Origin of the sequence: Microbacterium sp. MMO-10 (assembly GCF_037148715.1) — a bacterium.
Lineage (GTDB): Bacteria > Actinomycetota > Actinomycetes > Actinomycetales > Microbacteriaceae > Microbacterium.
In genome coordinates this window covers 265,761-288,563 of record NZ_JBBCSV010000001.1, presented here as the reverse complement: position 1 = coordinate 288,563, position 22,803 = coordinate 265,761, and the positions used below count along the sequence as shown (strand labels likewise).

Annotated in this window: 21 protein-coding genes; 12 read left to right on the top strand and 9 right to left on the bottom strand. The window is 70.9% G+C overall.

What is annotated here, in order from left to right; genetic code table 11:
* The first annotated feature begins 143 nt into the window (after positions 1-143).
* From WFJ17_RS01240 to WFJ17_RS01230, 3 genes are all read left to right on the top strand, one after another.
* Positions 144-536 (top strand): hypothetical protein, encoded by a 393-nt coding sequence (locus tag WFJ17_RS01240; RefSeq protein WP_251442908.1) that lies wholly within the window; start codon positions 144-146, stop codon positions 534-536.
* Positions 537-774: 238 nt separating this feature from the next.
* On the top strand, positions 775-1,815 hold the full coding sequence (locus tag WFJ17_RS01235) for a thioester domain-containing protein (protein WP_336647438.1): 1,041 nt from the start codon (positions 775-777) through the stop codon (positions 1,813-1,815).
* A gap of 174 nt (positions 1,816-1,989) precedes the next feature.
* Positions 1,990-2,865 carry an NAD-dependent epimerase/dehydratase family protein gene (locus tag WFJ17_RS01230; RefSeq protein WP_292883212.1) on the top strand — a complete coding sequence of 292 codons (876 nt, stop codon included), beginning with the start codon at positions 1,990-1,992 and terminating at the stop codon, positions 2,863-2,865.
* 84 nt (positions 2,866-2,949) lie between these two features.
* Here WFJ17_RS01230 and WFJ17_RS01225 read toward each other — a convergent pair whose 3' ends face one another.
* Both WFJ17_RS01225 and WFJ17_RS01220 read right to left on the bottom strand, forming a co-directional pair.
* A complete protein-coding gene (locus tag WFJ17_RS01225) occupies positions 2,950-4,419 on the bottom strand; it encodes a peptide MFS transporter (RefSeq protein WP_442927954.1) in 1,470 nt (489 codons plus the stop codon).
* A 47-nt stretch (positions 4,420-4,466) separates the two neighbouring features.
* Positions 4,467-4,883: a VOC family protein gene (locus tag WFJ17_RS01220; RefSeq protein WP_251442896.1), complete on the bottom strand. Its 417-nt coding sequence runs from the start codon at positions 4,881-4,883 to the stop codon at positions 4,467-4,469.
* 107 nt (positions 4,884-4,990) lie between these two features.
* On the opposite strand from WFJ17_RS01220, the gene WFJ17_RS01215 reads away from it, so the two are divergent.
* The 4 genes from WFJ17_RS01215 (at position 4,991) to WFJ17_RS01200 (ending at position 7,980) form a co-directional block, all read left to right on the top strand.
* Entirely contained in the window at positions 4,991-5,251 is a 261-nt protein-coding gene (locus WFJ17_RS01215) for a ribbon-helix-helix protein, CopG family (RefSeq protein ID WP_251442893.1), read from the top strand.
* On the top strand, positions 5,248-5,664 hold the full coding sequence (locus tag WFJ17_RS01210; protein WP_251442890.1) for a type II toxin-antitoxin system VapC family toxin: 417 nt from the start codon (positions 5,248-5,250) through the stop codon (positions 5,662-5,664). Before WFJ17_RS01215 ends, WFJ17_RS01210 begins: the two co-directional genes overlap by 4 nt.
* Positions 5,665-5,803: 139 nt before the next feature.
* Positions 5,804-7,189, top strand: coding sequence for a glycine--tRNA ligase (locus WFJ17_RS01205; protein WP_251442887.1), 1,386 nt, complete (start codon positions 5,804-5,806; stop codon positions 7,187-7,189).
* 14 nt (positions 7,190-7,203) lie between these two features.
* Positions 7,204-7,980, top strand: coding sequence for a hypothetical protein (locus WFJ17_RS01200; protein WP_336647437.1), 777 nt, complete (start codon positions 7,204-7,206; stop codon positions 7,978-7,980).
* Positions 7,981-8,281: 301 nt separating this feature from the next.
* Here WFJ17_RS01200 and WFJ17_RS01195 read toward each other — a convergent pair whose 3' ends face one another.
* A complete protein-coding gene (locus WFJ17_RS01195; protein WP_292883221.1) occupies positions 8,282-9,178 on the bottom strand; it encodes an RNA polymerase sigma-70 factor in 897 nt (298 codons plus the stop codon).
* Positions 9,175-9,768, bottom strand: coding sequence for a carboxymuconolactone decarboxylase family protein (locus WFJ17_RS01190; RefSeq protein ID WP_336627963.1), 594 nt, complete (start codon positions 9,766-9,768; stop codon positions 9,175-9,177). The genes WFJ17_RS01195 and WFJ17_RS01190 overlap by 4 nt, the downstream gene beginning before the upstream one ends.
* Before the next feature lie 108 nt (positions 9,769-9,876).
* On the opposite strand from WFJ17_RS01190, the gene WFJ17_RS01185 reads away from it, so the two are divergent.
* Positions 9,877-10,692, top strand: a complete 816-nt coding sequence (locus WFJ17_RS01185; protein WP_336647436.1) for a serine hydrolase domain-containing protein — start codon at positions 9,877-9,879, stop codon at positions 10,690-10,692.
* Positions 10,693-10,704: 12 nt separating this feature from the next.
* Here WFJ17_RS01185 and WFJ17_RS01180 read toward each other — a convergent pair whose 3' ends face one another.
* Complete coding sequence (locus tag WFJ17_RS01180; protein WP_292883230.1) at positions 10,705-11,661, bottom strand: helix-turn-helix transcriptional regulator; 957 nt, start codon at positions 11,659-11,661, stop codon at positions 10,705-10,707.
* A gap of 66 nt (positions 11,662-11,727) precedes the next feature.
* Here WFJ17_RS01180 and WFJ17_RS01175 point away from each other — a divergent pair, with 66 nt between their 5' ends.
* Together WFJ17_RS01175 and WFJ17_RS01170 are read left to right on the top strand one after the other, a co-directional pair.
* Positions 11,728-12,870 carry an epoxide hydrolase family protein gene (locus WFJ17_RS01175; protein WP_336647435.1) on the top strand — a complete coding sequence of 381 codons (1,143 nt, stop codon included), beginning with the start codon at positions 11,728-11,730 and terminating at the stop codon, positions 12,868-12,870.
* Positions 12,871-13,048: 178 nt separating this feature from the next.
* Positions 13,049-13,522, top strand: coding sequence for an S-ribosylhomocysteine lyase (locus WFJ17_RS01170; protein WP_336647434.1), 474 nt, complete (start codon positions 13,049-13,051; stop codon positions 13,520-13,522).
* A 149-nt stretch (positions 13,523-13,671) separates the two neighbouring features.
* Here WFJ17_RS01170 and WFJ17_RS01165 read toward each other — a convergent pair whose 3' ends face one another.
* Complete coding sequence (locus WFJ17_RS01165) at positions 13,672-16,749, bottom strand: alpha-mannosidase (RefSeq protein WP_336647433.1); 3,078 nt, start codon at positions 16,747-16,749, stop codon at positions 13,672-13,674.
* A gap of 91 nt (positions 16,750-16,840) precedes the next feature.
* On the opposite strand from WFJ17_RS01165, the gene WFJ17_RS01160 reads away from it, so the two are divergent.
* Positions 16,841-17,863: a LacI family DNA-binding transcriptional regulator gene (locus WFJ17_RS01160; protein WP_336647432.1), complete on the top strand. Its 1,023-nt coding sequence runs from the start codon at positions 16,841-16,843 to the stop codon at positions 17,861-17,863.
* A gap of 67 nt (positions 17,864-17,930) precedes the next feature.
* Complete coding sequence (locus WFJ17_RS01155; protein WP_251442799.1) at positions 17,931-18,407, top strand: adenylyltransferase/cytidyltransferase family protein; 477 nt, start codon at positions 17,931-17,933, stop codon at positions 18,405-18,407.
* Positions 18,408-18,640: 233 nt separating this feature from the next.
* Here the strand turns inward: WFJ17_RS01155 and WFJ17_RS01150 are convergent, their stop codons facing one another.
* Genes WFJ17_RS01150 through WFJ17_RS01140 form a run of 3 tightly spaced genes read right to left on the bottom strand, consistent with a single transcriptional unit; the run spans position 18,641 to position 22,721 of the window.
* Entirely contained in the window at positions 18,641-19,942 is a 1,302-nt protein-coding gene (locus WFJ17_RS01150) for a sulfatase-like hydrolase/transferase (RefSeq protein WP_336647431.1), read from the bottom strand.
* Positions 19,939-21,297, bottom strand: a complete 1,359-nt coding sequence (locus tag WFJ17_RS01145) for a glycoside hydrolase 5 family protein (RefSeq protein ID WP_336647430.1) — start codon at positions 21,295-21,297, stop codon at positions 19,939-19,941. The genes WFJ17_RS01150 and WFJ17_RS01145 overlap by 4 nt, the downstream gene beginning before the upstream one ends.
* Positions 21,294-22,721, bottom strand: coding sequence for a sulfatase family protein (locus WFJ17_RS01140; protein WP_336647429.1), 1,428 nt, complete (start codon positions 22,719-22,721; stop codon positions 21,294-21,296). Before WFJ17_RS01140 ends, WFJ17_RS01145 begins: the two co-directional genes overlap by 4 nt.
* Positions 22,722-22,803 lie beyond the last annotated feature (82 nt).

Below are 22,803 nucleotides of genomic sequence, written 5' to 3'. Positions count from 1 at the left end.
GAGGACGCCGCAGGCGACCGAGACGAAACGCGGCGTCCTCGACGGAACCGCGTTTCGTCTCGGTCGACCGCCGCCCGTGGGCGCGGCCCCGGGGGATCGGCGCCGGCGATCGTCCCGCGGGCCCGCCGAGTTAGGCTCGCCCCATGATCCCCGCAGACTGGACCCCGCACCGCCGTGAGGACGGCGAACTGCTCGGGTGGATCCGTCCCGAGGGCGCCGATTGGCTCGCCGTCGACGTGCTCGGGCGCGAGCTCACCGGAGAGATCGACTGGCTCGACGCCGAGGCGGCGCTGGAAGAGCACGGGATCCGCTGGCTGGCTGATCCGTGGATCCTCGAGGGGGAGGGCGAGGGTCCGCTCCGCGTGCAGATCGTGGAGGTCGTTCCGGAGGGCGACGGGCGGATCACCGTCAAGGTCGACGACTTCGGCGACATGCAGCGCCCGCCGACCCGGCGCTATGCCCTGGGCTGGCCGCTGCCGTCGCGGCTGCGTCCGCTCGGCCCCGGGGATCCGGACGGCCGCACGATCGCACGCTGACCGACGCTCCGACGGTGCGCTGACGCGCCGACCGCGCGCCGACCGCTCGCGCCCACCGCCACGGTCGCCCGCGCAGGTCCCGGCCCGTACCGCGCCCCGGGCCGACGGGCACTCGTCGGATCGGGGTGCGAGGATCGCGTGCCGGCGCCCGCGTCACCTCGACGGCCCTGCGTACTCCTTTCCTTTCGGGGACGGTGGCGAATCCCGCCACCGCGAACGAGAACTGGGGAGTAGCAGCATGGAACAGAAGGACAGCGCGCACGTCGCGGGCGCAGGCCTGTCGCGCCGCACGATCGTCAAGGGCGCAGCATGGTCGCTGCCCGTCATCGCGGTCGCGGTCGCCGCACCCGCCTTCGCTGCATCGAACGGCACCGAGATCGACCCGGGCAGCACGCCCGTCCCGACGGGCGTGTGCACACCCGTCGGGAACATCCGCTTCGCCCTGACGAAGAACGGGGCCCCGGTGGCGAACCAGGCGATCATCGTCACCCTGCCGCCCGCGGCGCCCGCGGGGCAGTCCTCGTTCCACTGGAGCGACGGCACCACCGCGCCGAAGACCCTCCTGTCGGATGCCAACGGCATCGTCGACCTCACGAGCCTCATCGTCACCAGCTCCACCCCCGGCACCTACGACGTCGTCGGTCAGATCGCTCCGAACGGCCCGACGGCGAGCATCCCGGTCATGGTCTCGGGGCTGTGGATGGGCGCCCTGACCCAGGGCTACGGCGGTACCGGGATCCACGCGGTCTTCACCAGCACTCCGGCGGATCCCGGCAACCCGGGCACTCCCGACTACTTCTCCTACTGCGTCGAGCACGACGTTCCGGCGAAGTCGGACATGGCGGCGACGGCCGGCGGCCTCGGCACCTACCTGGGCAGCAACTACCTCACGGGTAGTGCCGACATCTACAGCAAGGTGCTCTGGATCATCCAGAACAGCTACCCGGGGATCACCCTCAGCGCGTTCTCCGCGGCCGTGGCGGCATGGGCGCCCGGCGCGGGACACCCGTTCACCGCCCCGCTGAGCGCCGACGACGCGATCGAGGCCACCCAGTACGCGATCTGGCGGTACACCGACCTCACCTTCGACGCGGCGTGGAACTTCGAGACGCCGAACTCGGAGGCCGCTTACTGGTACCTCCTCGCCCAGATCAACGCGGGGCAGCGCGGTACGCAGAGCGGGACGACCGGACTGATCACCTCGGAGGCGAAGTCCGTGTGCAGCACGCCCACGGGCGGCGACCACGCGCAGTCGCAGATCCTGGTCGTGCCGGCCTGATCGCCCACAGGGCCGTCCGTCTCGGCGCCGTCCGAACCATCGCCCCGGGCGGCGCCGAGGGTGCGTCGCTCCGTGCACTCGAGACGCGGACGGCCGCATGATCTCCCGCTGGGGGCGGCCCCGACCCGTCCGCGGCGGGAATAGGATCCGTCACGCCGGGCGTTCGCGAATCGTATGAAGGTTCTTCTCACCGGCGCGACCGGATACATCGGCTCCTCCGTCCTCTCCCGTCTCCTCGCCGAAGGACATGAGGTGACCGCGCTCGTGCGCGACGCCGCCAAGGCCCGCACCGTCGAAGAGGCCGGCGCCATCGGCCTCGTCGGCGACGTGACCGATGCCGCGCTCGTGGCGGAGGCCGCGTCCGCCGCCGACGGCGTCGTGCACACGGCCTCCACCCCCGAGGGCGACGCGGCGTTCATCGACGCCGTGCTCGGCGCGCTCGAGGGCAGCGGCAAGCCGTTCGTGCACACCGGCGGGATCTGGAGCTACGGCGCGGGGAGCGATATCACCGAGGAGAGCCCCCTGGACCGTCCGGCCCTGACGGCCTGGCGCGCGGCAGGCGAGGACCGCGTCCTCGGTGCGACCGGGGTGCGCGGCGTCGTCGTCGCACCGGCGCTGGTGTACGGCCGCGGCGGCGGGCTGATCCGGCTCCTCACCGATGAGACCGACGGGGGAGTGCGTCTGATCGGAGACGGCAGCCAGCACTGGACGACCGTCGACGTCGACGACCTGGCGGCCGTGTACGTGCTCGCGCTGGAGAAGGGGCGCGCCGGAGCGACCTACATCGGCGCCTCGGGCCAGAACCCCACGGTCCGCGAGCTCGGAGAGGCCATCGCCGCCGGATACGACGTGGCCGAGGGCGTCCGGCCCGAGAGCGCCGCAGACACCCGTGCCCGGCTCGGCGAGGCGTTCGCCGACGCGCTGCTGCTCGACGAGCAGGCGTCCGGCGCCACGGCGCGCGCCGAGCTCGGCTGGGAGCCGGTCGCACGGCCTCTCGTCGAGCAGCTCGCCGCCGGCGAGTATCTCGGCGACAGCGTCGCCGCGCGCTGAACCCCGTGGGTTCCCGTCGCAGAAGATGTCGCCGTCACCGGCCCGGAACGACGTCTTCTGCGACGGGAACGGATCCCGCTCGCGTCAGCGCACGCCCTTCATGAGCGCGAGCACCGGCTTCGCGCAGACCAGCAGGCCGACGCCGACGAGGATCGCGATGCCGCCGAGGATCGAGAAGTACGGCACCTCGTTCTTCGGGTCGTAGTAGGTGACCAGCCAGCCCGAGATCGCGGTGCCGAGCGAGACGGACAGGAAGAACAGGGCGACCATCTGCGTGTGGAAGGCCGCGGGTGCGAGCTTCGTCGCCGCCGACAGCCCGATCGGGGAGAGCAACAGCTCCGCCACGGTGAATACGAACAGGATCCCGATGATCGCGAGCAGCGGGGTCGAGTTCGCCGGGCCGTTCGCGAACGGCAGGAACAGCAGGAACGCGGCGCCCATGACCGCCGCGCCCAGGGCGAACTTCACCGGCGTCGACGGCTGGCGGGAGCCGAGCTTCGTCCAGATCGCGGCGAACACACCCGAGAGCACGATGATGAAGATCGGGTTGATCGACTGCACCCACGAGACCGGCATCGTGAAGCCGAACAGGTCGCGGTTCAGGCGGGCGTCGGAGTACACGGTCAGCACGGTGAACTGCTGCTGGTACAGGGACCAGAACGCCACGCTCGTGATGAACAGCGGCAGGAATCCCCACACGCGCGAGCGCTCGGTGGCATCGATGCGGCGACTCGTCAGGATCACGGCGAAGTAGGCGATCGCCGCGACGGTCGCCGCGATGATCACCACGGTGGCGAGGTTGTCGGCGCGGATCACGCCCGTGAGCACCAGCACGACGAGCACGACGATCGCGGCGATCGCGAGGAGCACCGCCGTGACGTACTTGTTCCGCGGCAGCGGGTTCGCGACCCGGCGCGCCGGGGCGGGCAGCGCCCGCCGGCCGAACGAGTACTGCACGAGCCCGGCTGCCATGCCGACCGCCGCGATGCCGAAGCCGACGTGGAAGCCGAGCGTCGACTGCAGCAGACCGGTGACGATCGGGCCGAAGAACCCGCCGAGGTTGATGCCGAGGTAGAACAGGGAGAAGCCGGCGTCGCGGCGCGGATCCTCCGCCGAGTAGAGCGTGCCGACCACCGAGGTGGCGTTCGCCTTGAGCCCGCCGGATCCGATCGCGACGAGGATGAGGCCCACGGCCACGCCGGCGGCACCCGGCAGCAGCGCGAGGGCGATGTGACCGGCCATGATCACGATCGCGCTGTAGAAGAGGGTGCGCTCGGACCCCAGGATCCGATCCGCGACCCAGGCGCCGAGGATCGTCGACAGGTACACCGACCCGCCGTAGGCGCCGACGATGCCGCCGGCGACGGCCTTGTCGAGCCCGAGCCCGCCGTCGGTGACCGAGTAGTACAGGTAGATCAGCAGGATCCCCTGCATGCCGTAGAAGCTGAAGCGCTCCCACATCTCCACGCCGAACAGGTGCGCGAGCGCCCAGGGCTGCCCGAAGAATCGGGTGTCGCGCTCGCGGTGCTCGTCGGTCTCCGGTGCGGTGCTCATCATTCCAGGGTAGGCCGCGCGGGCGCGGACCGCGGAAACGCCCGGGGTCAGCTCTCCGTGCCGAGCACGAACGCCCCGGTCTCGCCGGGGTTCATCGCGATCTCCCAGCGGAAGCCGTCCGGATCGGCGAAGTAGCCCGAATAGCCGCCCCAGTCCCGACGCTGCGCGGGCATGACCGACGCGCCGAGCGCCGCAGCCTCCGCGAGCACCGCGTCGACCTCGGCCTCGGTGGCGAGGTTGTGCGCGAGCGTGAGCGGTGCGATGCCGGGCGCGGGCGGTGCGCCGATCTCGGCCGTGAACCCCTCGACGCTCCAGAGGGAGAGGATCATCCGCTCCGCGACCGGGAGCATGAGCACCTCGTCGGCCTCGAAGATCGGCTGCCAGCCCAGGCCGTCCACGTAGAAGGCCCTGCTGCGGGCCACGTCGGCGACGGCCAGGGTGATGAAGCTCACTCGCTGTTCCATGCCCGTCAGTGTGGCACCGGCCTCCGACGTTCGCGGTGGTGCGGGGCGACCGAGGAGTCCGCCACGAATCCGGTACCGATCGAGATGGTGAGTGGTACCGTCCTCCCATGGCGATGAATCTGAGATTGCGCCCCGAGGCGGCGGCTGCTCTCAAGGCCGAGTCGGCGCGCACCGGTCTCAGTCAGCAGGAGATCCTGCGCGAAGCGGTGGATGAACGGCTGGGAATCGTGAAACCCAGGGCGACGCGCCTGCCCGACTGGGTGGATCCACCCCGCGAGCCGTTTCGCGATGTTCGACCCCGGATCACGTTGCCGGCAGGTGCGACGATCATCGGCCTCCTGGATGAGCTTCGGGAAGACCGATTGTGAGGGTGCTCTACTTCGACAGCAGTGCGCTTCTGAAGCGCGTTCTCGCCGAGGCGGAGTCCGAGCGCCTGGCCGACGCCATGCTGCGGGAGGGGGACGCGGGCTCGACGCTCGTCACATCGAGGCTGGCCGAAGTCGAGGTCGCGCGTGCTCTGCAGGTCTACGAGGGAGACCTCCCGGCAGGGCTCCTGTCGGCGGATGCCTTGTCCGGAGTCGCGATCGCGCCGCTGCACGACGCGGTGCTCGCCTTCGCGCGGACGATCGGACCGCGACGCCTGCGCTCGCTCGACGCCCTCCATCTCGCGACCGCGGTCGCGCTCGGGGCGCATGAACTGTGGACCTACGATGACCGGCTCGCGCGGGGGGCAGAGCAGGTCGGCATCCGCGTTTCCGCCCCCGGCCGCGTGCCGTCCTGACGGTGCGGTCGGGCGCGCAGGCGGGGGTCAGCGGCTCGCGCGTGCTTGCAGGCCCTCACGGGGATCCTGTGCGCCGATAGGATTGAGTCGCGCCTCATCGTGCGCAATTCCCCGCATCATCGCGACCATTGGAGCCACCGTGGCCGAACAGTCCCGTCTTGACAAGGTCATCGCCCTCGCCCGCCACCGCGGGTTCGTCTTCCAAGCGGGTGAGATCTACGGCGGTTCGCGCTCGGCCTGGGACTACGGACCCCTCGGCACCGAGCTCAAGGAGAACATCCGCCGCCAGTGGTGGCAGACGTTCGTGCGCGGACGCGGCGACATGGTCGGCCTGGATTCTTCGATCATCCTGCCGAAGCGCGTGTGGGAGGCCTCGGGTCACGTCGCCACCTTCACGGATCCGCTCGTCGAGTGCCTGCAGTGCCACAAGCGCTTCCGCGCCGACACCCTCATCGAGGACTTCGAGGCCCGCAAGGGGCGCACGGCCGAGAACGGCCTGGCCGACGTGCCGTGCCCGAACTGCGGCACCAAGGGCCAGTACACCGAGCCCAAGGCGTTCTCCGGACTGGTGAAGACCTACCTCGGCGTGGTCGACGACGAGTCGGGCGTCTACTTCCTGCGCCCGGAGACCGCGCAGGGCATCTTCGTGAACTTCTCGAACGTGCTCACCGCGAGCCGCAAGAAGCCGCCGTTCGGCATCGGCCAGGTGGGCAAGGCGTTCCGCAACGAGATCACGCCGGGCAACTTCATCTTCCGCACCCGCGAGTTCGAGCAGATGGAGATCGAGTACTTCGTGCCGCCCGCCGAGGCGCAGGAGTGGTTCGAGCACTGGGTGAAGGAGTGCTGGGACTGGTTCATCGACCTCGGGATCAACCCCGAGAACATGCGCCAGTTCGACGTGCCCGAGGAGGACCGGGCGCACTACTCCGCCGGCACGATCGACGTCGAGTACCGCTTCGGCTTCGCGGGCAAGGAGTGGGGCGAGCTCATGGGCGTCGCCAACCGCACCGACTTCGACCTGTCCAACCACAGCGAGGCCTCCGGCTCGTCGCTGACCTACTTCGACCAGGCCTCGGGCGAGAAGTACACCCCGTACGTGATCGAGCCCTCGTTCGGCCTCACCCGGTCGATGATGGCCTTCCTCGTCGACGCCTACGTCGAGGAGGAGGTGCCCAACGCCAAGGGCGGATCCGACGTGCGCACGGTGCTGAAGCTCGATCCGCGCCTGGCCCCGGTCAAGGTCGCCGTGCTGCCGCTGAGCCGCAACGAGCGCCTCTCGCCGCTCGCCCGCGAGGTCGCCGACACGCTGCGCGGCCACTGGGCGATCGACTTCGACGACGCCGGCGCGATCGGGCGCCGCTACCGTCGCCAGGACGAGATCGGCACCCCGTTCTGCGTCACGATCGACTTCGACTCCCTCGAGGACGACGCCGTGACCGTGCGCGACCGCGACACCATGGCGCAGGAGCGCGTGCCGCTCGCCGAGCTCGACGCCTACCTGTCGGAGCGCCTCAAGGGCGCCTGAGCATGTCGTCGCCGATGCCCTCGCCGGAGCTCCCGGCGGGGGCATCGGCGCACCCGGGGCGTGCCGCCGTCGTCGTCATCGCGGCCGGGGTCGCGCTCGTGCTGGGGTCCGCGATCGCCGCATTCGCCCTGCGCGGCGTGGAAGACCAGCAATCCGCGCGGCTGATGGTCCTCGGCGGCGTCCCCGCCGCGCTCGTCGCCGCGGTCGTGACGGCCCTCGCCCTGACCGGGATGCCCCTGTCGCTCCGCACGGCGTGCGGGGGCGCCGGGGCGGTCATCGCGGCCGCGGGGATCCCGTGCGGGGCGGCTGTCGCCCTTCCCGACGGGCGCGGCGAGGGGCTGGGCTCCGGGCTGCTGATCGGGCTGCTCTTCGTGCCGCTGGCACTGCTTCTCGGGATCCTCGTGGGGATGATCGTGCTGTGGCCGGTGGCGGTGCTGCTGCTGGCGCTGACGCGACGCGGCGATCGTGCGCCGCGCACGATCCTCACCATGGTCCTGCTGCTTCTCGTCGCCGTCTCCGGCGTGACGGCGACCCTCGCACTCGACACGCACGGCTGGGCGCCGAGCCGCGGTTCCGGTGCGGCGATGTTCGCCGTGGTGTTCGGCCTGCCGAGCGACGCCGTCACCGTGAGGTCGGAGCCGATGCTCTGGGTCACCCGTGCCCTCGTCGCGCTCATGGCGGCGTGCGTCGTCGCGTTCTTCCGCGTCGAGCGTCGCGAGGAGCGCGAGGCCCGCGGGCGGACCCGCATGCGCCGTGCCGTCACGCGGAAGGGCCGCGACCCACGCAGGTGAGTCGCGGCCCTTCCGTGCCGGGACGGCGGGGAGTCAGAAGTCCTCGCCCTCGGCCTGCGAGGGGTGCTTCTCGAACCAGACGGGGCGGCCGATGTGCAGCAGTGCGTCGGTGTCGAAGAGATCGGGGTCGCGTTCCATGCGCGTGCTCCTTTGCGTACGAGTGGGGGGCTTGGATCCAGCCTCGCCGACGCCGGCCGGCGCCACTGCGCGATGCGAGGTGAAAGAACCTCTGTTCCTTCGCACTGTGCAAGGAACCGCGGGATCCGGGTGTGCAGCGTGATCCTCCCCCCCGAGAACATCGTCAGCGGCTGAGCGGCGCCTCCGCGTCCAGGCCGGCGAGCTTGCCCGGGTTCGCGACCGAGAACACCCGGGTGATCCGGCCGTCCTCGACGGCGAAGCTCACCGCGGCCGCGAGGTCGCCGCCGACCCGGATCCCCGCGGCGAGCATGCCGTTCACGCGCAGCGGCACCACGCTGTACGCGACGTCGAGCTTCGCGATGCTGCCCCGCAGGAACGCGATCACCCGGTCGGCGCCGTGCAGCGGCCGGCGCGCGGCGTGCCGGACGAGTCCGCCGCTGTCGGTGACCGACACCACGTCGGGCGCCAGCACGTCCATGAGGTCCTGCACGTCGCCCGAGTTCATCACCGCGATGAAGCGCTCCACCACCAGGTCGTGCTCGGTGGCGTCGACGGGCACACGAGGGCGCCGGGCGGCGACGTGGTCGCGCGCGCGGTGCGCGATCTGACGCACCGCCGCCGGGGTCTTGCCGACGGCGTCCGCGATCTCGTCGAACGGCACGTCGAACACCTCGCGCAGCACGAACACCGCCCGCTCGGTCGGGCCGAGAGTCTCGAGCACCGTCAGCATCGCGACCGACACGCTCTCGGCGAGCACCACGTCGTCCGCCACGTCCGCGGTCGTCAGCAGCGGCTCCGGCAACCACGGGCCGACGTACTCCTCGCGCCGCCGGGAGACCGACCGGAGCAGGTTCAGCGCCTGCCGGGTGACGATCCGCACGAGGTACGCCCGCGGATCCTGGATCCGGTCGCGGTCCACCCCGTCCCAGCGCAGCCACGACTCCTGCAGCACGTCCTCGGCATCGGCCGCGGATCCGAGGATCTCGTACGCGACGGTGAAGAGCAGGCCGCGATGGGTGACGAACGGGTCCTCGGGCTCGGCCGCCGGCGCGCTGCTCATGCCTGCGACGCTACGCCGGTCGCGGCAGACGCCAGAGGCGCCAGGCCGCAGGCGTCCGCGAACCCGTCGGAGTGGATGCCGAGAGCGATGTTCGTCCGGGCGGTGGCGTTGAGGTACCCGACCTTGGCGGCGAGCTCGAGCAGCGCGGGGGCGCCGATCTCCGCCAGCAGGGCGTCGGAGAGCTCGTCGGTCACCGCCGGCGGGGTCTGGCTCATCGCCTCGGCGTACTCCATCACCAGGCGCTCCAGGCGGGTGAACCGGGTCGAGTCGCGCCAGATCGGCACCTCGCGGGCCTTGTCCTCGTCGAGTCCCCGGTCGTGCGCCATGAAGTAGTGCAGGTCGAGGCAGAAGCTGCAGCCGACGGTCGCGGCGGCGGCCATGGTCGCCAGCGTCGAAAGGCCGAGGTCGAGCTCGTGCCACTTCTCGGTCTTGCCCCCGAAGCTCATCATGTCCATCATCACGGGCCGGTGCTGCCACATCACCCCGAGCGAGTCGGGCACGAGGCCGAGCTTGCGGCGCGCCACGGCCTTCACCACGGCGCCGAACGGGCCGGTCACCTCGACGGCGGGGATCCTGGTCGTGCTGCTCATGATCTGCTCCTTCTGCGACGCGCGTCTCGCGTCTTCGGACATGGAGACACCGGCCGGGCCCGAAGTGTGACATCCGGTCCGCCGGATCCTTCGTGCCACGATGGATCCGTGGACACGACGACCTTCAGAGCGACCGACGGCTTCCCGCACACGGCCCTGGTCGGCGTCACCGGCCCCGAGCGGACGCTCGCGGTGCAGGGGGATCCGCGGGCCGTCCTTCCGCTCGCCTCGGTGACCAAGCCGCTCATGGCGTGGGGCGCCCTGGTCGCCGTCGATCGCGGCCTGGTGGATCTCGACGAGCCGGCCGGGCCCGCGGGGGCGACCGTGCGGAACCTGCTCGACCACACCAGCGGCCTGCCGATGGAGGGCGAGGGGCCGCTGAAGGCTCCGGGGGAGCGCCGCATCTACTCGAACGCCGGATTCGATGCGCTCGCCGCGCACATCGCCGACGCCGTGGGCATGGAGTTCGCGGACTGGATGCTGCGCGAGGTCACCCTGCCGCTCGGGATGGACCGGACCGACGTGACCGGTCGCCCCTCGGCCGGAGCCCTCGCCTCGATCGAGGATCTGCTGATCTTCGGTCGCGAGGTGCTGCGCCCCACGCTGATCCCCGCGGCGCTGCGCGATCTCGCGCTCACCGTCTCGCACCCCGGGTTGCGGGGGATCGTGCCCGGCTACGGCTCCTACCCGGACAACCAGTGGGGCCTCGGGTTCGAGCTCAAGGATTCCAAGTCGCCGCACTGGATGAGCGACACGCTGCCGCCGGAGACCGCCGGCCACTTCGGGGCGCTGGGCAGCTTCCTGCTCATCGACCGGTCCCGCGATGTCGCGGCGGCCTTCCTCTCCGGCGTGCCCTTCGGGGAGGAGCACAAGCGGATCTGGCCCGCGCTCACCGAGGAGATCGTCGCGCGTTACGGACGCTGATCAGGATCCGCGTCAGGATCCTGCGACGGCCCTGGCGTAGCGCTCTGACAGCAGCCGCAGCCGGGGGATCAGCTCGGGCGGGGACTCGACCGTGAAGTCCATCATCAGCATCCCGATGTACGCGGCAACCGTGTCGAGACTGTCGGCGCCGGTCACCAGGACGCAGTGGTCGGCGTCGATCGGCTCCACCACGCCGACGGTGGGATTGATCCGGTCGAGCACGGCCTGCGCCGGGGCGTCGATGCGCAGCCGCGCGTGCACGGCCCAGCCGCTCGCGGCGATCGTGCGCATCGCGAAAGCCGTGTAGTCGCCGCCGGGGAGCGGCTGCGGATCGAACCTGCGCCGGGTCGGCATGCGGAGCGACATCCAGTCCACCCGGTAGGTGTGCCACGAGCCGGAACCGGGATCGCGGGCGACGAGGTGCCAGCGCCGTTGCCAGCTGAGCAGACGGTAAGGCTCGACGAGCACGGGTGCGTCCCGGTAGTCGAAGCGCAGCCATTCCGTGTCGCGGATCGCCGCGGCAGCGGCGGCGAGCACGGCCGGATCCACTTCGGGATCGGGCGCGTCGGTGTCCACGTTCTCCTGGCCGCGGTCGATCGTCGAACCCAGTGCGTCGACGAGTGGGCGCAGACGCGAGGGCAGCACCTGCTCGATCTTTGCGAGCGCTCTGGCACCCGCCTCCTCGACCCCGGTCACCCCCGCCGCCATCTGCAGGCCGACGGTCACCGCGACCGCCTCCTCGTCGTCCAGCAGCAGCGGGGGCAGCTGCCCTCCGGCGCCGAGGCGGTATCCGCCCACGGATCCGCGGACGGCGTCGACCGGGTAGCCGAGTTCCCGGAGCCGTTCGATGTCGGCGCGCACGGTGCGCGGACTCACGCCGAGTCGGGTCGCGAGCTCGGCGCCGGTGCGGCCGGAGCCCGTCTGCAGCAGCGAGAGCAGGGCGAGGAGGCGTGCAGAGGGGCTTGTCATCGGATCCTCGAAGAAGCGCTTTCATTAGGAACGAATCCATCCTAATCGGCTCATAGTGTCGAAGACATGAACAGCACCGCAGCCTTCGCCCCCCGCCCCTTCACCGTCTCCGTCTCCGATGCCGAGGTCGCCGACCTGCAGGACCGCCTGGCCCGGACCCGCCTGCCGCAGCCGGCGCCCGCCGACGACTGGACCACCGGCACCCCGAACGACTACCTCCGTGAGGCGCTCGCCGCCTGGCGCTCCTTCGACTGGCGCGCCGCCGAGGCGCGCATCAACGCGTTCCCGCACTTCGTCGCCGGGGTCGACGGCCAGGACATCCACTTCATCCACGTCCGCTCCGCGCACGAGGGCGCCACGCCCCTGCTGCTGCTGCACACCTACCCCGGATCCTCGGTCGACTACCTCGACGTGATCGACCGTCTCGTCGACCCGGTCGCGCACGGAGGACGTGCCGAGGACGCCTTCGACGTCGTCATCCCGGACGCGCCCGGTTACGGCTTCTCGCAGCCCGTGGCCGAGAGCGGGTGGACGACCGCGCGTGTCGCCCGGGCCTACGACGCGCTCATGCGGGGCCTCGGCTATGCGAGCTACGGCGTGCACGGATCCGACAACGGCGCGATGGTCGCACGCGAGCTCGGCCTGCTCGACCCGGAGGGCTTCCTCGGCCTGCACGTGCTGCAGCTGTTCTCGTTCCCCTCGGGGGATCCGAGCGAGTTCGAGCGGCTCGAGCCGGCGGACTACGCGGGACTCGAGCACATGCAGTGGTTCCAGTCGGTCGGCGGCTACAACACGATGAACGCCTCCCGTCCGCAGACGGTCGCGGTCGGGCTCAGCGACTCGCCGATCGGCCTGCTGGCCTACAGCGAACTGTTCAACAGCTTCGGCAACGGCACCTCGCTCGTGCCGCTGGAGAAGATCCTGCTCGAGGTCAGCGTGAACTGGTTCGCGAACGCGGCGGCCGGGATGAGCCGCAGCTACTTCGACAACGCGCAGGTGCAGGAGGATCCGCAGGTCAGCCACGCGCGCACGGGCGTCGCGGTCTTCAAGGACGACTTCCAGACCATCCGCGTCTTCGCCGAGCGCGACAACGACAACATCGTGCACTGGAGCCGCTTCGACGAGGGCGGGCACTTCGCGGCGCTCGAGCGCCCCGACCTGCTCGCCGGCGACATCCGCGCGTTCTTCGCCGGGGCCATCGAGGACTGAGCCGGCGGGCTGAGCGTCGCAGAAGGCGTCGCCATCGTCCGCTCGGAACGACATCTTCTGCGACGGGGGCGGATCCGTCATCGTGTTGCGGCCGGCGGCCCCCGCCCGAACCCGGCGGGGTAGCCTCTGATTCGGGCCGGATCCGGTCCGTCCATCCGCCACCCGAAGGAGATCCGTCATGGCCGAGGTCGAGAGCTTCACCCTGGACCACACCGCCGTCAAGGCCCCGTACGTGCGTCTGATCGGCGTCGATCAGGGCCCGCGGGGCGACGAGATCTCCAACTTCGACGTGCGCTTCGTGCAGCCGAACGAGGGCGAGATCCCGACGGCGGCCCTGCACACGATCGAGCACACCCTCGCCTCGCTGCTGCGGGACCGCGTCGACGGCGTCATCGACATCTCGCCGTTCGGCTGCCGCACCGGGTTCCACCTGATCACCTGGGGGCGCCCCGAGATCCCGGCGCTCGTCGAGGCGATCTCGGACAGCCTGCGCTTCATCGCCGAGAAGGCCGAGTGGAGCGATGTTCCCGGCGTGAGCGCGATCGAATGCGGCAACTACCGCGACCACAGCCTGCACGGAGCGCGCGAATGGTCGGCGCGGATCCTCGAGCAGGGGATCAGCCGCGACGCGTTCACCCGCGTGCTGGTCTGAGCCGCTCCGCCGCCGGTTGGGGGCAGCGCCACCGCCGGTCGGGGTCAGCGTCACCGCACAATTCAGGCTGGACCCTCCGCCTCTCCCGTGAATCCGGCCTTCCCGGAGGAGTACGCGACGTCCAGCCTGAATTGTGCGGACGGGGCCCGTCAGGCCCGGGCGATGCGGAGCGTGCGCACCTCGAAGGGGCGCAGCGACAGCGCCTCGCCGGTGCGCGGCGACTCCAGCTCGTCCTCGATGAGCGACACCTCGCGGATCCCGGCGTGCGGGAAGCCGACAGACAGGGATCCGGTCGCGCGCCGGCCGAGCGCCTCGTAGACGCGCACGACGACGTCGCCGGAGCGGTCGTCGGCGAGCTTCACGCTCGACACGACGATGCCCTCGCCGGACACCGCGACCAGCGGCTCGACCTCGTTCGCGCCGCGCACGACGATCGCCGGCGCGTTCAGCGCGATGCCCTCGGCCGTCGCGATCGCGGCGTCGGCGCCGATCACCAGGCCCACCTGGATCTCGTGCCGGCCGTGGTCGGTGTCGGGGTCGGGGAAGCGCGGGGCGCGCAGCAGCGACAGCCGCACCGTCGTGGTGACGTCGTCGCCGTCCACGTCGCGCGCGGTGTCGAAGCCGTAGATCGAGTCGTTCACGAGCGCGGCGCCGAAGCCGCCGTCCTCCTGCACGAGCACGAAGCGGTGCATCGACGTCTCGAACTTCGCGGCCTCCCAGCTCGTGTTCACGTGCGTGACCCGGCGCTGGAAGCCGAACTGCGTCTCGGCGGCCGTCTCCCGGGCGAACACGTCCAGCGGGAACGCGAGCTTGAGCAGCTTCTCCGTCTCGTGCCAGTCGATCTCGTTGCGCAGCAGCACCGTGCGGGATCCGGGGCGCAGCGTGATCGTCTGCCGCAGGGACGACTCCGAGAACGGCCGCTCGACCACGATGGTCGCTGTGCCGTCCTCGACCGACGCCGAGATCGACGACACCGCGGTGAGATCATCCACGCGGTTGCGGTAGTACTTGTCGATGTCCCAGGCGTCCCACATGTTCGGGAAGTCCTGGTGCAGCTGGAACAGGTTGGCCGGCTTCCCCGCGGGGATCGTCTCACGGCCCGAGGCCTTGTCCAGGGCGGAGACGATGAGGCCCTCGGAGGAGACCGTGACGACGACGAGGTCGTTCTCCAGGCGGAAGCCGTCCGCGGACTCGGCGAGTGAGACGGGGGCGCTCTCCTCCGGGGTCGTCGAGCGAGCACCGCCGAAGGCGGCGCGAGACGAGACGCCGCGCTCCGTCGAGGCACCGCGTTCCGTCGCGCTGCGCTCGCTCGACGACCCCGTGGGGACGGACGTCGGGGTGAAGACGAGCTCCACGTCCCCCTCGCCCGCGAGCGCCGTGCGCGCGGCCGCGGACAGGGCGCGGGCCTCGTCGAGCACGCCGGACAGCACCGACACCGCCTCGCGGTGCACCCACGCGATCGACGTCCCCGGCAGGATGTCGTGGAACTCGTGCAGCAGCACGGTCTGCCAGAGCCGGTCCAGCTCGTCGTGCGGGTACGCGGCGCCGAGGCGCACCGCCGCGGTCGACGCCCACAGCTCGGCCTCGATGAGCGCCTGCTCGGCCCAGCGGTGCAGCGCCTTCGTGGCGTGCTGGCTGGTGAGCGTGCCGCGGTGCAGCTCCAGATAGAGCTCGCCGACCCACACGGCCGGGTCAGGAAGCTCCGCCTTGGCGGCGTCGAAGAAGTCGTCGGGATGGATCCACTCGACCTGGGCGGATCCCTCCAGTGAGGCGAGGCGGGCGGCCTTGCCGGTCATCTCGCGGGTCGTCCCGCCGCCGCCGTCGCCCCAGCCGACCGGGGCGATCGACCGGGTCGCGACGCGGTTCTCCTTGAACTGCCGCGAGGCCTTGGCGACCTCCATGCCGCTCAGCTGCGAGTTGTAGGTGTCCATCGGCGGGAAGTGCGTGAAGATCCGCGAGCCGTCGATGCCCTCCCAGTCGAAGCTGTGGTGCGGGAACACGTTGCGCTGGTTCCACGAGATCTTCTGCGTGAAGAACCACTCGAAGCCGGTTCGGCGCAGGAGCTGCGGCAGGGCGGGGGAGTAGCCGAAGCTGTCCGGCAGCCAGACGCCCTTCGAGCGGATCCCGAACTCGCGCTCGAAGAAGCGCTGCCCGTGCGAGAACTGGCGCACCAGCGACTCGCCGGTCGGCATCACGGTGTCGGACTCGACCCACATGCCGCCGAGCGGCAGGAAGCGCCCCTCGGCGACGGCGGCCTTGATCCGCGTGTAGACCTCGGGGCGGTGCTCCTTCATCCAGGCGTACTGCTGGGCGCTGGACATGCCGTAGCGGAACTGCGGCTGCTCCTCGAGCAGGGTCGTCATCGACGACGTCGTGCGGGCGACCTTGCGCACCGTCTCGCGCAGCGGCCACAGCCAGGCCGAGTCGATGTGCGCGTGCCCGATCGCGGCGATGCGGTGCGCGCTCGCATCGGCGGGGGCGGCGAGCACGTCGGCCAGCTGCGCCCTGGCGTCGCCCGCGGTCGCGACGATGCGCTGCAGGTCCAGCACGTCGAGGGCGTCGTCGAGCGCCTGCAGGATCCGCATGCGACGCGGGCTGGTCTCGGGCAGCTCGGCCTGGAGCTCGAGCAGCACCTCGAGGTCGAGCGAGAGCTCGAACACCTCGGGCTCGAAGACCGCGAGGTCCATGTGCCGCACGCGGTAGAGCGGATCCGGAGAGGAGGTGAGGATGTCGCCCTCCTGCGTGGGCAGGAAGGGGTGGTAGTCGAGGAGCACCGGGTTCGAGGCGCCCTCGAGGAACAGCTCGACGGCCTCCTCGCCCTCGGCGCGCTCCGTGATCGGCAGCCACTGATTGCGCGGGTTGAGGCTCTTCACCGGGACCGGCTCGCCCTCGGGGCCGGTGCGGTAGGCGAGCGCCTCGCACTGGAAGCCGGTCATGTTGATGTCGAAGCCGAGGTCGACGAGCGCCTCCACACGACGGCCCGCCCACTCGGCGGGCACGGAGCCGCGGAGGCGGAACCACGTGGTGCCCCAGGCCGGTCCCCACTGCTGTCCGGCGGCGAACGGCGCGTACTCCAGCGCCAGTCCTTCGGCGGCGGTGATCGGCTCCCCCGGAAGGGCGTGCGCGGCGATCTCCAGCGGCACGCGGGCGGAGTGGACGGCGGGGCGCACCCGCTCGGCGAGCACGCGGGTGACGCGGCCGACGGTGAGCGAGGTCTCTTCGTGCACGGGGGTGCTCCTTCGCGGTGCGAGAATGTGGGAACGCCGGGGGAAATCGTGTTCCCCGGGATCCACTAAAACGATCTAGTACGGTGAGTCTATGTCACAGGCGAAGCGCATCACCATCGCCGATATCGCCCGGCTCGCCGGTGTGTCCCCCGGGGCCGTCTCCTTCGCGCTGAACGGCCGACCGGGCGTCAGCGAGCAGACCCGGCAGCGCATCCTCGAGATCGCCGAGCAGCACCAGTGGCAGCCGAGCTCCGCGGCCCGCGCCCTGGTCGGATCCCGTGCCGGCGTCGTCGGCTTCGCCGTGAACCGCCCCGCCCGCACGCTGGGCACCGAGGCGTTCTTCACCGACCTCATCGCCGGCGTGCAGTCGGCGCTCGCGCTGCACGGCATCGCGCTGCAGCTCGTGGTGGTGTCCTCGATCGACGAGGAGATGGCGACCTACCGGCGCTGGCGCAGCGCCAATCAGGTCGACGGTGTGATCGTGATCGACCCGCGCGACGACGACCCCCGCTTGGAGCTGCTGCCCGCTCTCCCGCTGCCGGCCGTGGTGATCGGCAGCGGCGACACCTCGGGGGATCCCCCGGCGATCTGGCTCGACGACGAGGCCGCGGCGCACGCCCTGTTCGACTACCTCGCCGCGCTCGGGCACCGCGAGATCGCGTATGTGTCCGGGCCCGCCGAGTTCCAGCACACCCGCATCCGCTCCGATGTGCTGGCCGCCCTCGCGCAGCGCGAGGTGGTGGGGGAGACCCTCGTCACCGACTTCTCGCCCGCCGCGGCGACGAGCGCGACGCGGACGCTGCTGAGCCGCGCCGCCCGGCCGAGCGCGATCGTGTACGACAACGACGTGATGGCGATCGCGGGACTCCGCGTCGCCCAGGAGATGGGTGTCGCCGTGCCGCAGAGCCTGTCGGTGGCGTCCTTCGACGACTCCGTCGTGACCGGGCTCGTGCACCCGTCGATCACCTGTCTCACCCGCGACACCTTCGCCCTCGGTGAGCAGGCCGCGGCGTTCCTGCTGGAGCGGATCGGATCCACGGAGCCGCTGCCGTCGCGGCGGGGGCCGACGCCGGCGCTCACCATCCGCGAGAGCACCGCCGCGCCGTCGCGCTGAGCGACTCTCACGGGGCGCGGCCCGGCGCGTTCGATAGAGTGCTCTGGGCCGACGAGAGGACTCGCAGATGACGCCGGAGACCGTGAAGAAGCACCAGGACTACAACCCGGGGCCGCGCGTGGGGATCACCTTCTCCACCTTCGACCTGCTGCACGCGGGGCACATCATGATGCTCGCCGAGGCGAAGAGGCAGTGCGACTACCTCATCTGCGGTCTGCAGATGGATCCCACCCTGGACCGGCCGGAGAAGAACGCTCCCACGCAGACCGTGGTGGAGCGCTACATCCAGCTGCGCGGCTGCGAGTACGTCGACGAGATCGTGCCCTACTCGACCGAGCAGGATCTGGAGGACATCCTCCGCTCGTTCAAGCTCGACGTGCGCATCGTCGGCGACGAGTACGAGGACCGCGACTTCACCGGGCGCACCTACTGCGAGGAGGCGGGGATCGAGCTGTACTTCAACAGCCGCGACCACCGCTTCTCCAGCTCCGGACTGCGCAAGATCGTCGCGGCCAAGGAGGCCGAGCGCGAGGCGCGCGCCTGACCCGACGCCGCGGCTGACCCGACGGCGCGGCTGACCCGACGGCGCGCGCCGTTCTGCAGGGAGCACGCGCCGTTCTGCAGGTGCGATCGGCGGGCGGGCACGTCTCAGGCTCGTGATTCCGCGGGATCCGAGTGCCGCGGTGCCCGCTCGTCCTGCATATTGACGGGGCTCCCTGCACAACGGTCGACGTCGGGCGCGCACCGCGCGCACGGGGCGGGCGTTCGGGCGCCCGGCTAGAGCCAGGGAGCCGGATCCCAGTCGAACGTGCGCGCCCAGGCCTCGAGCTCGGCGCGCAGCGCGGCTGCGATCTCGGGATGCTCGGCGGAGAGGTCCGCCGCCTCCGCCGGGTCGTCGTCGAGGTTCGCCAGCACCGTGCTGCCCAGCGTGAACGGGCCGCCCAGATGCTCGCGCGCCGATGTCGTGAGCTTCCACGGGCCGCGCCGGGCCGCGAGCTGCGGGCCGTACTCCCAGAAGAGCGTGCGCTCGTCGGACAACGGGGCCAGCGCGCGCAGGGCGCCCAGCACGCTCGTTCCGTCCGCCTCCGCGGAGGCCGGAGCGCCCGCCGCCTCCAGCACGGTCGGCAGGATGTCCATCATCGCCGCGGGCTCGGCCCATTCGGCGCCCTGCGGCAGCGCGGCCGGCCAGGAGATGATCGCCGGCACCCTGATCCCGCCGTCGAAGAGGGATCCCTTGTTGCCGCGCAGGCCGCCGGTGGATCCGCCCTGGTAATCGATCTCCTCGCCGTCGAGCCAGTTGCGGCTCTCGGTGGAGGGGCCGTTGTCCGAGGAGAAGAACACGATCGTGTCGTCGGCGATCCCTGCGGCCTCGAGCGCGTCCAGGATCCGGCCCACGCCGTCGTCCATCGCGGCGATCATGGCGGCCATGATGCGGCGATCGTCGGGCAGCTCCGGGAAGCGGTCGACGTACTCCTTCGGCGCGTGCATCGGATAGTGCGGGGCGTTGAACGGCACGTAGCAGAGGAAGGGCTCCGCGCCGCCGTCCGCGATGAACGAGGCCGCCTTCTCCGCGAGGACCTCGGTGAGGTAGCGGCCGTTGTCGTAGACCTCGCGCTCGTCGTCCCACAGGTCGTGCACGGGGTTCTGGCCCTGACCCCAGTAGAAGATGTGCGAGTAGTAGTCCACGCAGCCGGCGAGGAATCCGAAGTGCTGCGCGAAGCCCCGATCGAGAGGGCGGTAACCGGATCCGGTGCCGAGGTGCCACTTGCCGAAGATGCCGGTGCGGTAGCCCTCGTCCTGAAGCCGGGAGGCGAGCGTCGGCTGGGCGGGGAGGCCGGCGGTGCCGCGCTTGCCGCCGAGGATCTCCTGCACTCCGGCGTGCACCGGGTGCCGCCCGGTGAGCAGCGCGGCGCGCGACGGCGAGCACACCGGCGAGTTCGAGTACCAGTTCGTCAGGCGCACGCCGCGGGCTGCCAGCCGGTCCAGGTGCGGGGTGCGCACGTCGTCGCCCCCGAAGCAGCCCACGTCGCCGTACCCGAGGTCGTCGGCGTAGATCACGACCACGTTCGGGCGGGTCATGCGGGAACCCCCGCGGCGGGTGCGGCGTGGTCCACGACGGTGTTGTTCGAGGAGTAGGTGCCGGATCCCGTGCTCAGGTCGGGGCAGATCAGGTCGGTGATCCCGCGGGCGGCGAGATCGGCCGGATCCGCCGCCGTGCGCGACGTGACGAAGGTCACGTCGAGCCCGGCCTCGCATGCCTCCACCCAGGCCTGGAAGATCGCGCCTCCGGGACTCATCGCGGCGCGGCTGACGGGGATCTCGTCCTCGTCGACCTCGATCACGATCGCGGTCGTGCGGGCGGGCGCCGGCCGCCGCTCGCGGAGGGACGGAATGATCTCGGCGAACCGGCGCCCGATCGGCTTGGCCTCGCCCGCCTGGTCGATCAGGCCGAGCGAGTACTCCAGTTCCGGGTAGTCCGCGAGCTGGCGGCCCACGTCGTGGGAGCACCACCAGGTCACGCCCCAGAGGTTCTCGGTGCGCACCGCGGCGCGCACCGTCGCCTCGAGGAAGTCCGGCGTCTGCTCGGGGGTCAGGCAGTTCGACGGGGCGCCGACCTCCTGCAGCCAGACCGGACGGTGCGGGTCCGTCGCGAAGGCGCGGGACAGCTCGATCATGTACTCGGCGTGCCGGTCGCTCGCGGCGCTGCGCCCGCCGTAGCGCTGGGCGGTGCCGTTGAAGATCCACGAGTGCACGGTGGTCATGGCGCCGATGCGGCTCGCGTGGGCCGGCACGAACCCGTGGCCGTCCATGTACCAGGCCGCGTCGTACTCGCTGTGCACGTGCGGCAGACCGGGGGTGGAGCGCTCCGCCGCGTCGAGCAGGGCGGTGAGCCAGCCGGTGGCCTCGTCGGGCGTGACCGGCCACGGGTGCGGGTGCACCGCGGCCGAGAACTGGTTCACCTCGTTGCCAAGGGTGAAGCCGAGGAAGTTCGGTGCGTCGGCGAGCGCGGCGCCGAGGCGCTCGACGAGCGCGACCTGGCCGCTCAGCGCCTGCGGGTGCGTGAACATGTTCTTGTCGTGCCAGGTGAACAGCCAGGACGGGATGAAGTCGAAGCTCGACAGGTGCCCCTGGATCACGTCGACGCTCGCGTCCATGCCGAACTCCGCGGCGATGTCGACCACGGCGCGGACGTCGGCGACGGCCTTGTCGCGGATGAGGGTGCGGTTGGGCTGCAGCACCGGCCAGAGCGGGAAGATCCGCACGTGGTCGAGGCCGAGTGCGGCGAGGCCGGCGAAGTCGCGGCGCACCGCGTCGAGATCGAGGTCGAGCCAGGAGTGCATCCAGTCCTTCGACGGCGTGTAGTTCGCGCCGAACCGCAGCGGGGCGGATCCACGCGCACCGGCGGAGTGTGCGGCGTCGGTGTCGGGGGTCATCGAGTACGTCCTTCCGGGACGGGCTGGCGCGGGTGAGGGGTGTCGCCGAGCTCCTGTTGGAGATCCCACAGCTTCAGGGTCAGCTCACGCCGGATGCCGGCGTACGCGGGATCGAGATGCACGCTGGTGAGCTCGTACGGATCCTTCTCGAGGTCGAAGAGCTCCCACTCCGGAGGATAGGACGTGTCACCCGTATTGGGCAGTCCCATTCCGTCGGCGTAGTAGTAGATCAGCTTGTAGCGGTCGGTGCGCACGCCGTAGTGCGCCCAGACGTGGTGCATGTGGTCGTCGTGCTCGTAGAACCGGTAGTAGTGGGCGTCGCGGACGGGGGCCGGATCCGTCGCGGTCACGAGGTCGACGAGGCTGTGCCCCTGCATGCCCTCGGGGGCGGCGACCCCGGCGAAGCCGAGCAGGGTCTGCGCGATGTCGACGTTCGAGACGAGCGCCTCGGTGCTCGCGCCCGCGGGAACCCGCGCCGGATAGCTGAGCACGAGCGGCATCCGCAGCGACTCCTCGTACATGAACCGCTTGTCGAACCACCCGTGCTCGCCGAGGTAGAAGCCCTGGTCCGAGGCGTAGATCGTGACGGTGTCGTCGAACCGGCCCTTCTCGTGCAGGAAGGCGGTGAGGGCCTGCACGCCCTCGTCGACCGCGGCCACGCAGCGCAGGTAGTCCTGCATGTAGCGCTGGTACTTCCACACCGCGCGCTCGGCGTAGCCGAGCTCGGCCGGCGGATACTCCTTGAGGTCGACGTCGGTGAGGTAGTCGGCGATGCGCATCGTGGCGTGGTGGGCGGGCGTGCCGCGGCCGTCGTAGTCGTCGTCGAACGTGGGCGGCAGCGGGATCGGATCCGTGAACAGGTCCGCGTGCCGGGGATGCGGCAGCCAGGGGCGGTGGGGCGCCTTGTGCCACACGAGCACGCAGAAGGGCTCGTCGCCCTGTGCCTCCATCCACGCGAGGGCGTGCTCGGTGATGATGTCGGTGACGTAGCCCTCGTAGCGCACGGGGCCGTCGGGCGTGAAGAACTCCGGGTCGAAGTACTCGCCCTGATCCGGCAGCACCTCCCAGTGGTCGAAGCCCACCGGGTCGTGGTCGGGGCCGTGACCGAGGTGCCACTTGCCGAACATCGCGGTGCGGTAGCCCGCAGCCTTCAGTGCCGTGATGAAGGTCTCGTGGTCGTTCGTCAGGTGCGTGGCGAGCGTGGTGACGGAACTGGTGTGGCTGTAGGTGCCGGTGAGGAACGCGGCGCGGCTCGGCGTGCACAGCGCGTTCTCCACGAGGGCGCGGTCGAAGCGGATCCCGGCGGCCGCGATCGCATCGATGCCGGGGGTGGTGTTCACCACCGATCCGTAGCAGCCGATCGCATTCGCGGCGTGGTCGTCGGTCAGCACGAACACGATGTTCGGGCGACGGGGACTGCTCATCGCGTTCCTCCTTGAGTCGCTGAAGGGATTTGGTTCACCGTGCGCAGAGAACACGGTGATATTGGACGACACCTTGCCCTTA

What these genes read in the sequence shown, in the direction of transcription:
- WFJ17_RS01240 (WP_251442908.1), top strand. Translation starts at nt 144, where the DNA reads ATGATCCCCGCAGACTGGACCCCGCACCGCCGTGAGGACGGCGAACTG.
- WFJ17_RS01235 (WP_336647438.1), top strand. Translation starts at nt 775, where the DNA reads ATGGAACAGAAGGACAGCGCGCACGTCGCGGGCGCAGGCCTGTCGCGC.
- WFJ17_RS01230 (WP_292883212.1), top strand. Translation starts at nt 1,990, where the DNA reads ATGAAGGTTCTTCTCACCGGCGCGACCGGATACATCGGCTCCTCCGTC.
- WFJ17_RS01225 (WP_442927954.1), bottom strand. Translation starts at nt 4,419, where the DNA reads ATGAGCACCGCACCGGAGACCGACGAGCACCGCGAGCGCGACACCCGA.
- WFJ17_RS01220 (WP_251442896.1), bottom strand. Translation starts at nt 4,883, where the DNA reads ATGGAACAGCGAGTGAGCTTCATCACCCTGGCCGTCGCCGACGTGGCC.
- WFJ17_RS01215 (WP_251442893.1), top strand. Translation starts at nt 4,991, where the DNA reads ATGGCGATGAATCTGAGATTGCGCCCCGAGGCGGCGGCTGCTCTCAAG.
- WFJ17_RS01200 (WP_336647437.1), top strand. Translation starts at nt 7,204, where the DNA reads ATGCCCTCGCCGGAGCTCCCGGCGGGGGCATCGGCGCACCCGGGGCGT.
- WFJ17_RS01195 (WP_292883221.1), bottom strand. Translation starts at nt 9,178, where the DNA reads ATGAGCAGCGCGCCGGCGGCCGAGCCCGAGGACCCGTTCGTCACCCAT.
- WFJ17_RS01190 (WP_336627963.1), bottom strand. Translation starts at nt 9,768, where the DNA reads ATGAGCAGCACGACCAGGATCCCCGCCGTCGAGGTGACCGGCCCGTTC.
- WFJ17_RS01180 (WP_292883230.1), bottom strand. Translation starts at nt 11,661, where the DNA reads ATGACAAGCCCCTCTGCACGCCTCCTCGCCCTGCTCTCGCTGCTGCAG.
- WFJ17_RS01175 (WP_336647435.1), top strand. Translation starts at nt 11,728, where the DNA reads ATGAACAGCACCGCAGCCTTCGCCCCCCGCCCCTTCACCGTCTCCGTC.
- WFJ17_RS01170 (WP_336647434.1), top strand. Translation starts at nt 13,049, where the DNA reads ATGGCCGAGGTCGAGAGCTTCACCCTGGACCACACCGCCGTCAAGGCC.
- WFJ17_RS01160 (WP_336647432.1), top strand. Translation starts at nt 16,841, where the DNA reads ATGTCACAGGCGAAGCGCATCACCATCGCCGATATCGCCCGGCTCGCC.
- WFJ17_RS01155 (WP_251442799.1), top strand. Translation starts at nt 17,931, where the DNA reads ATGACGCCGGAGACCGTGAAGAAGCACCAGGACTACAACCCGGGGCCG.
- WFJ17_RS01150 (WP_336647431.1), bottom strand. Translation starts at nt 19,942, where the DNA reads ATGACCCGCCCGAACGTGGTCGTGATCTACGCCGACGACCTCGGGTAC.
- WFJ17_RS01145 (WP_336647430.1), bottom strand. Translation starts at nt 21,297, where the DNA reads ATGACCCCCGACACCGACGCCGCACACTCCGCCGGTGCGCGTGGATCC.
- WFJ17_RS01140 (WP_336647429.1), bottom strand. Translation starts at nt 22,721, where the DNA reads ATGAGCAGTCCCCGTCGCCCGAACATCGTGTTCGTGCTGACCGACGAC.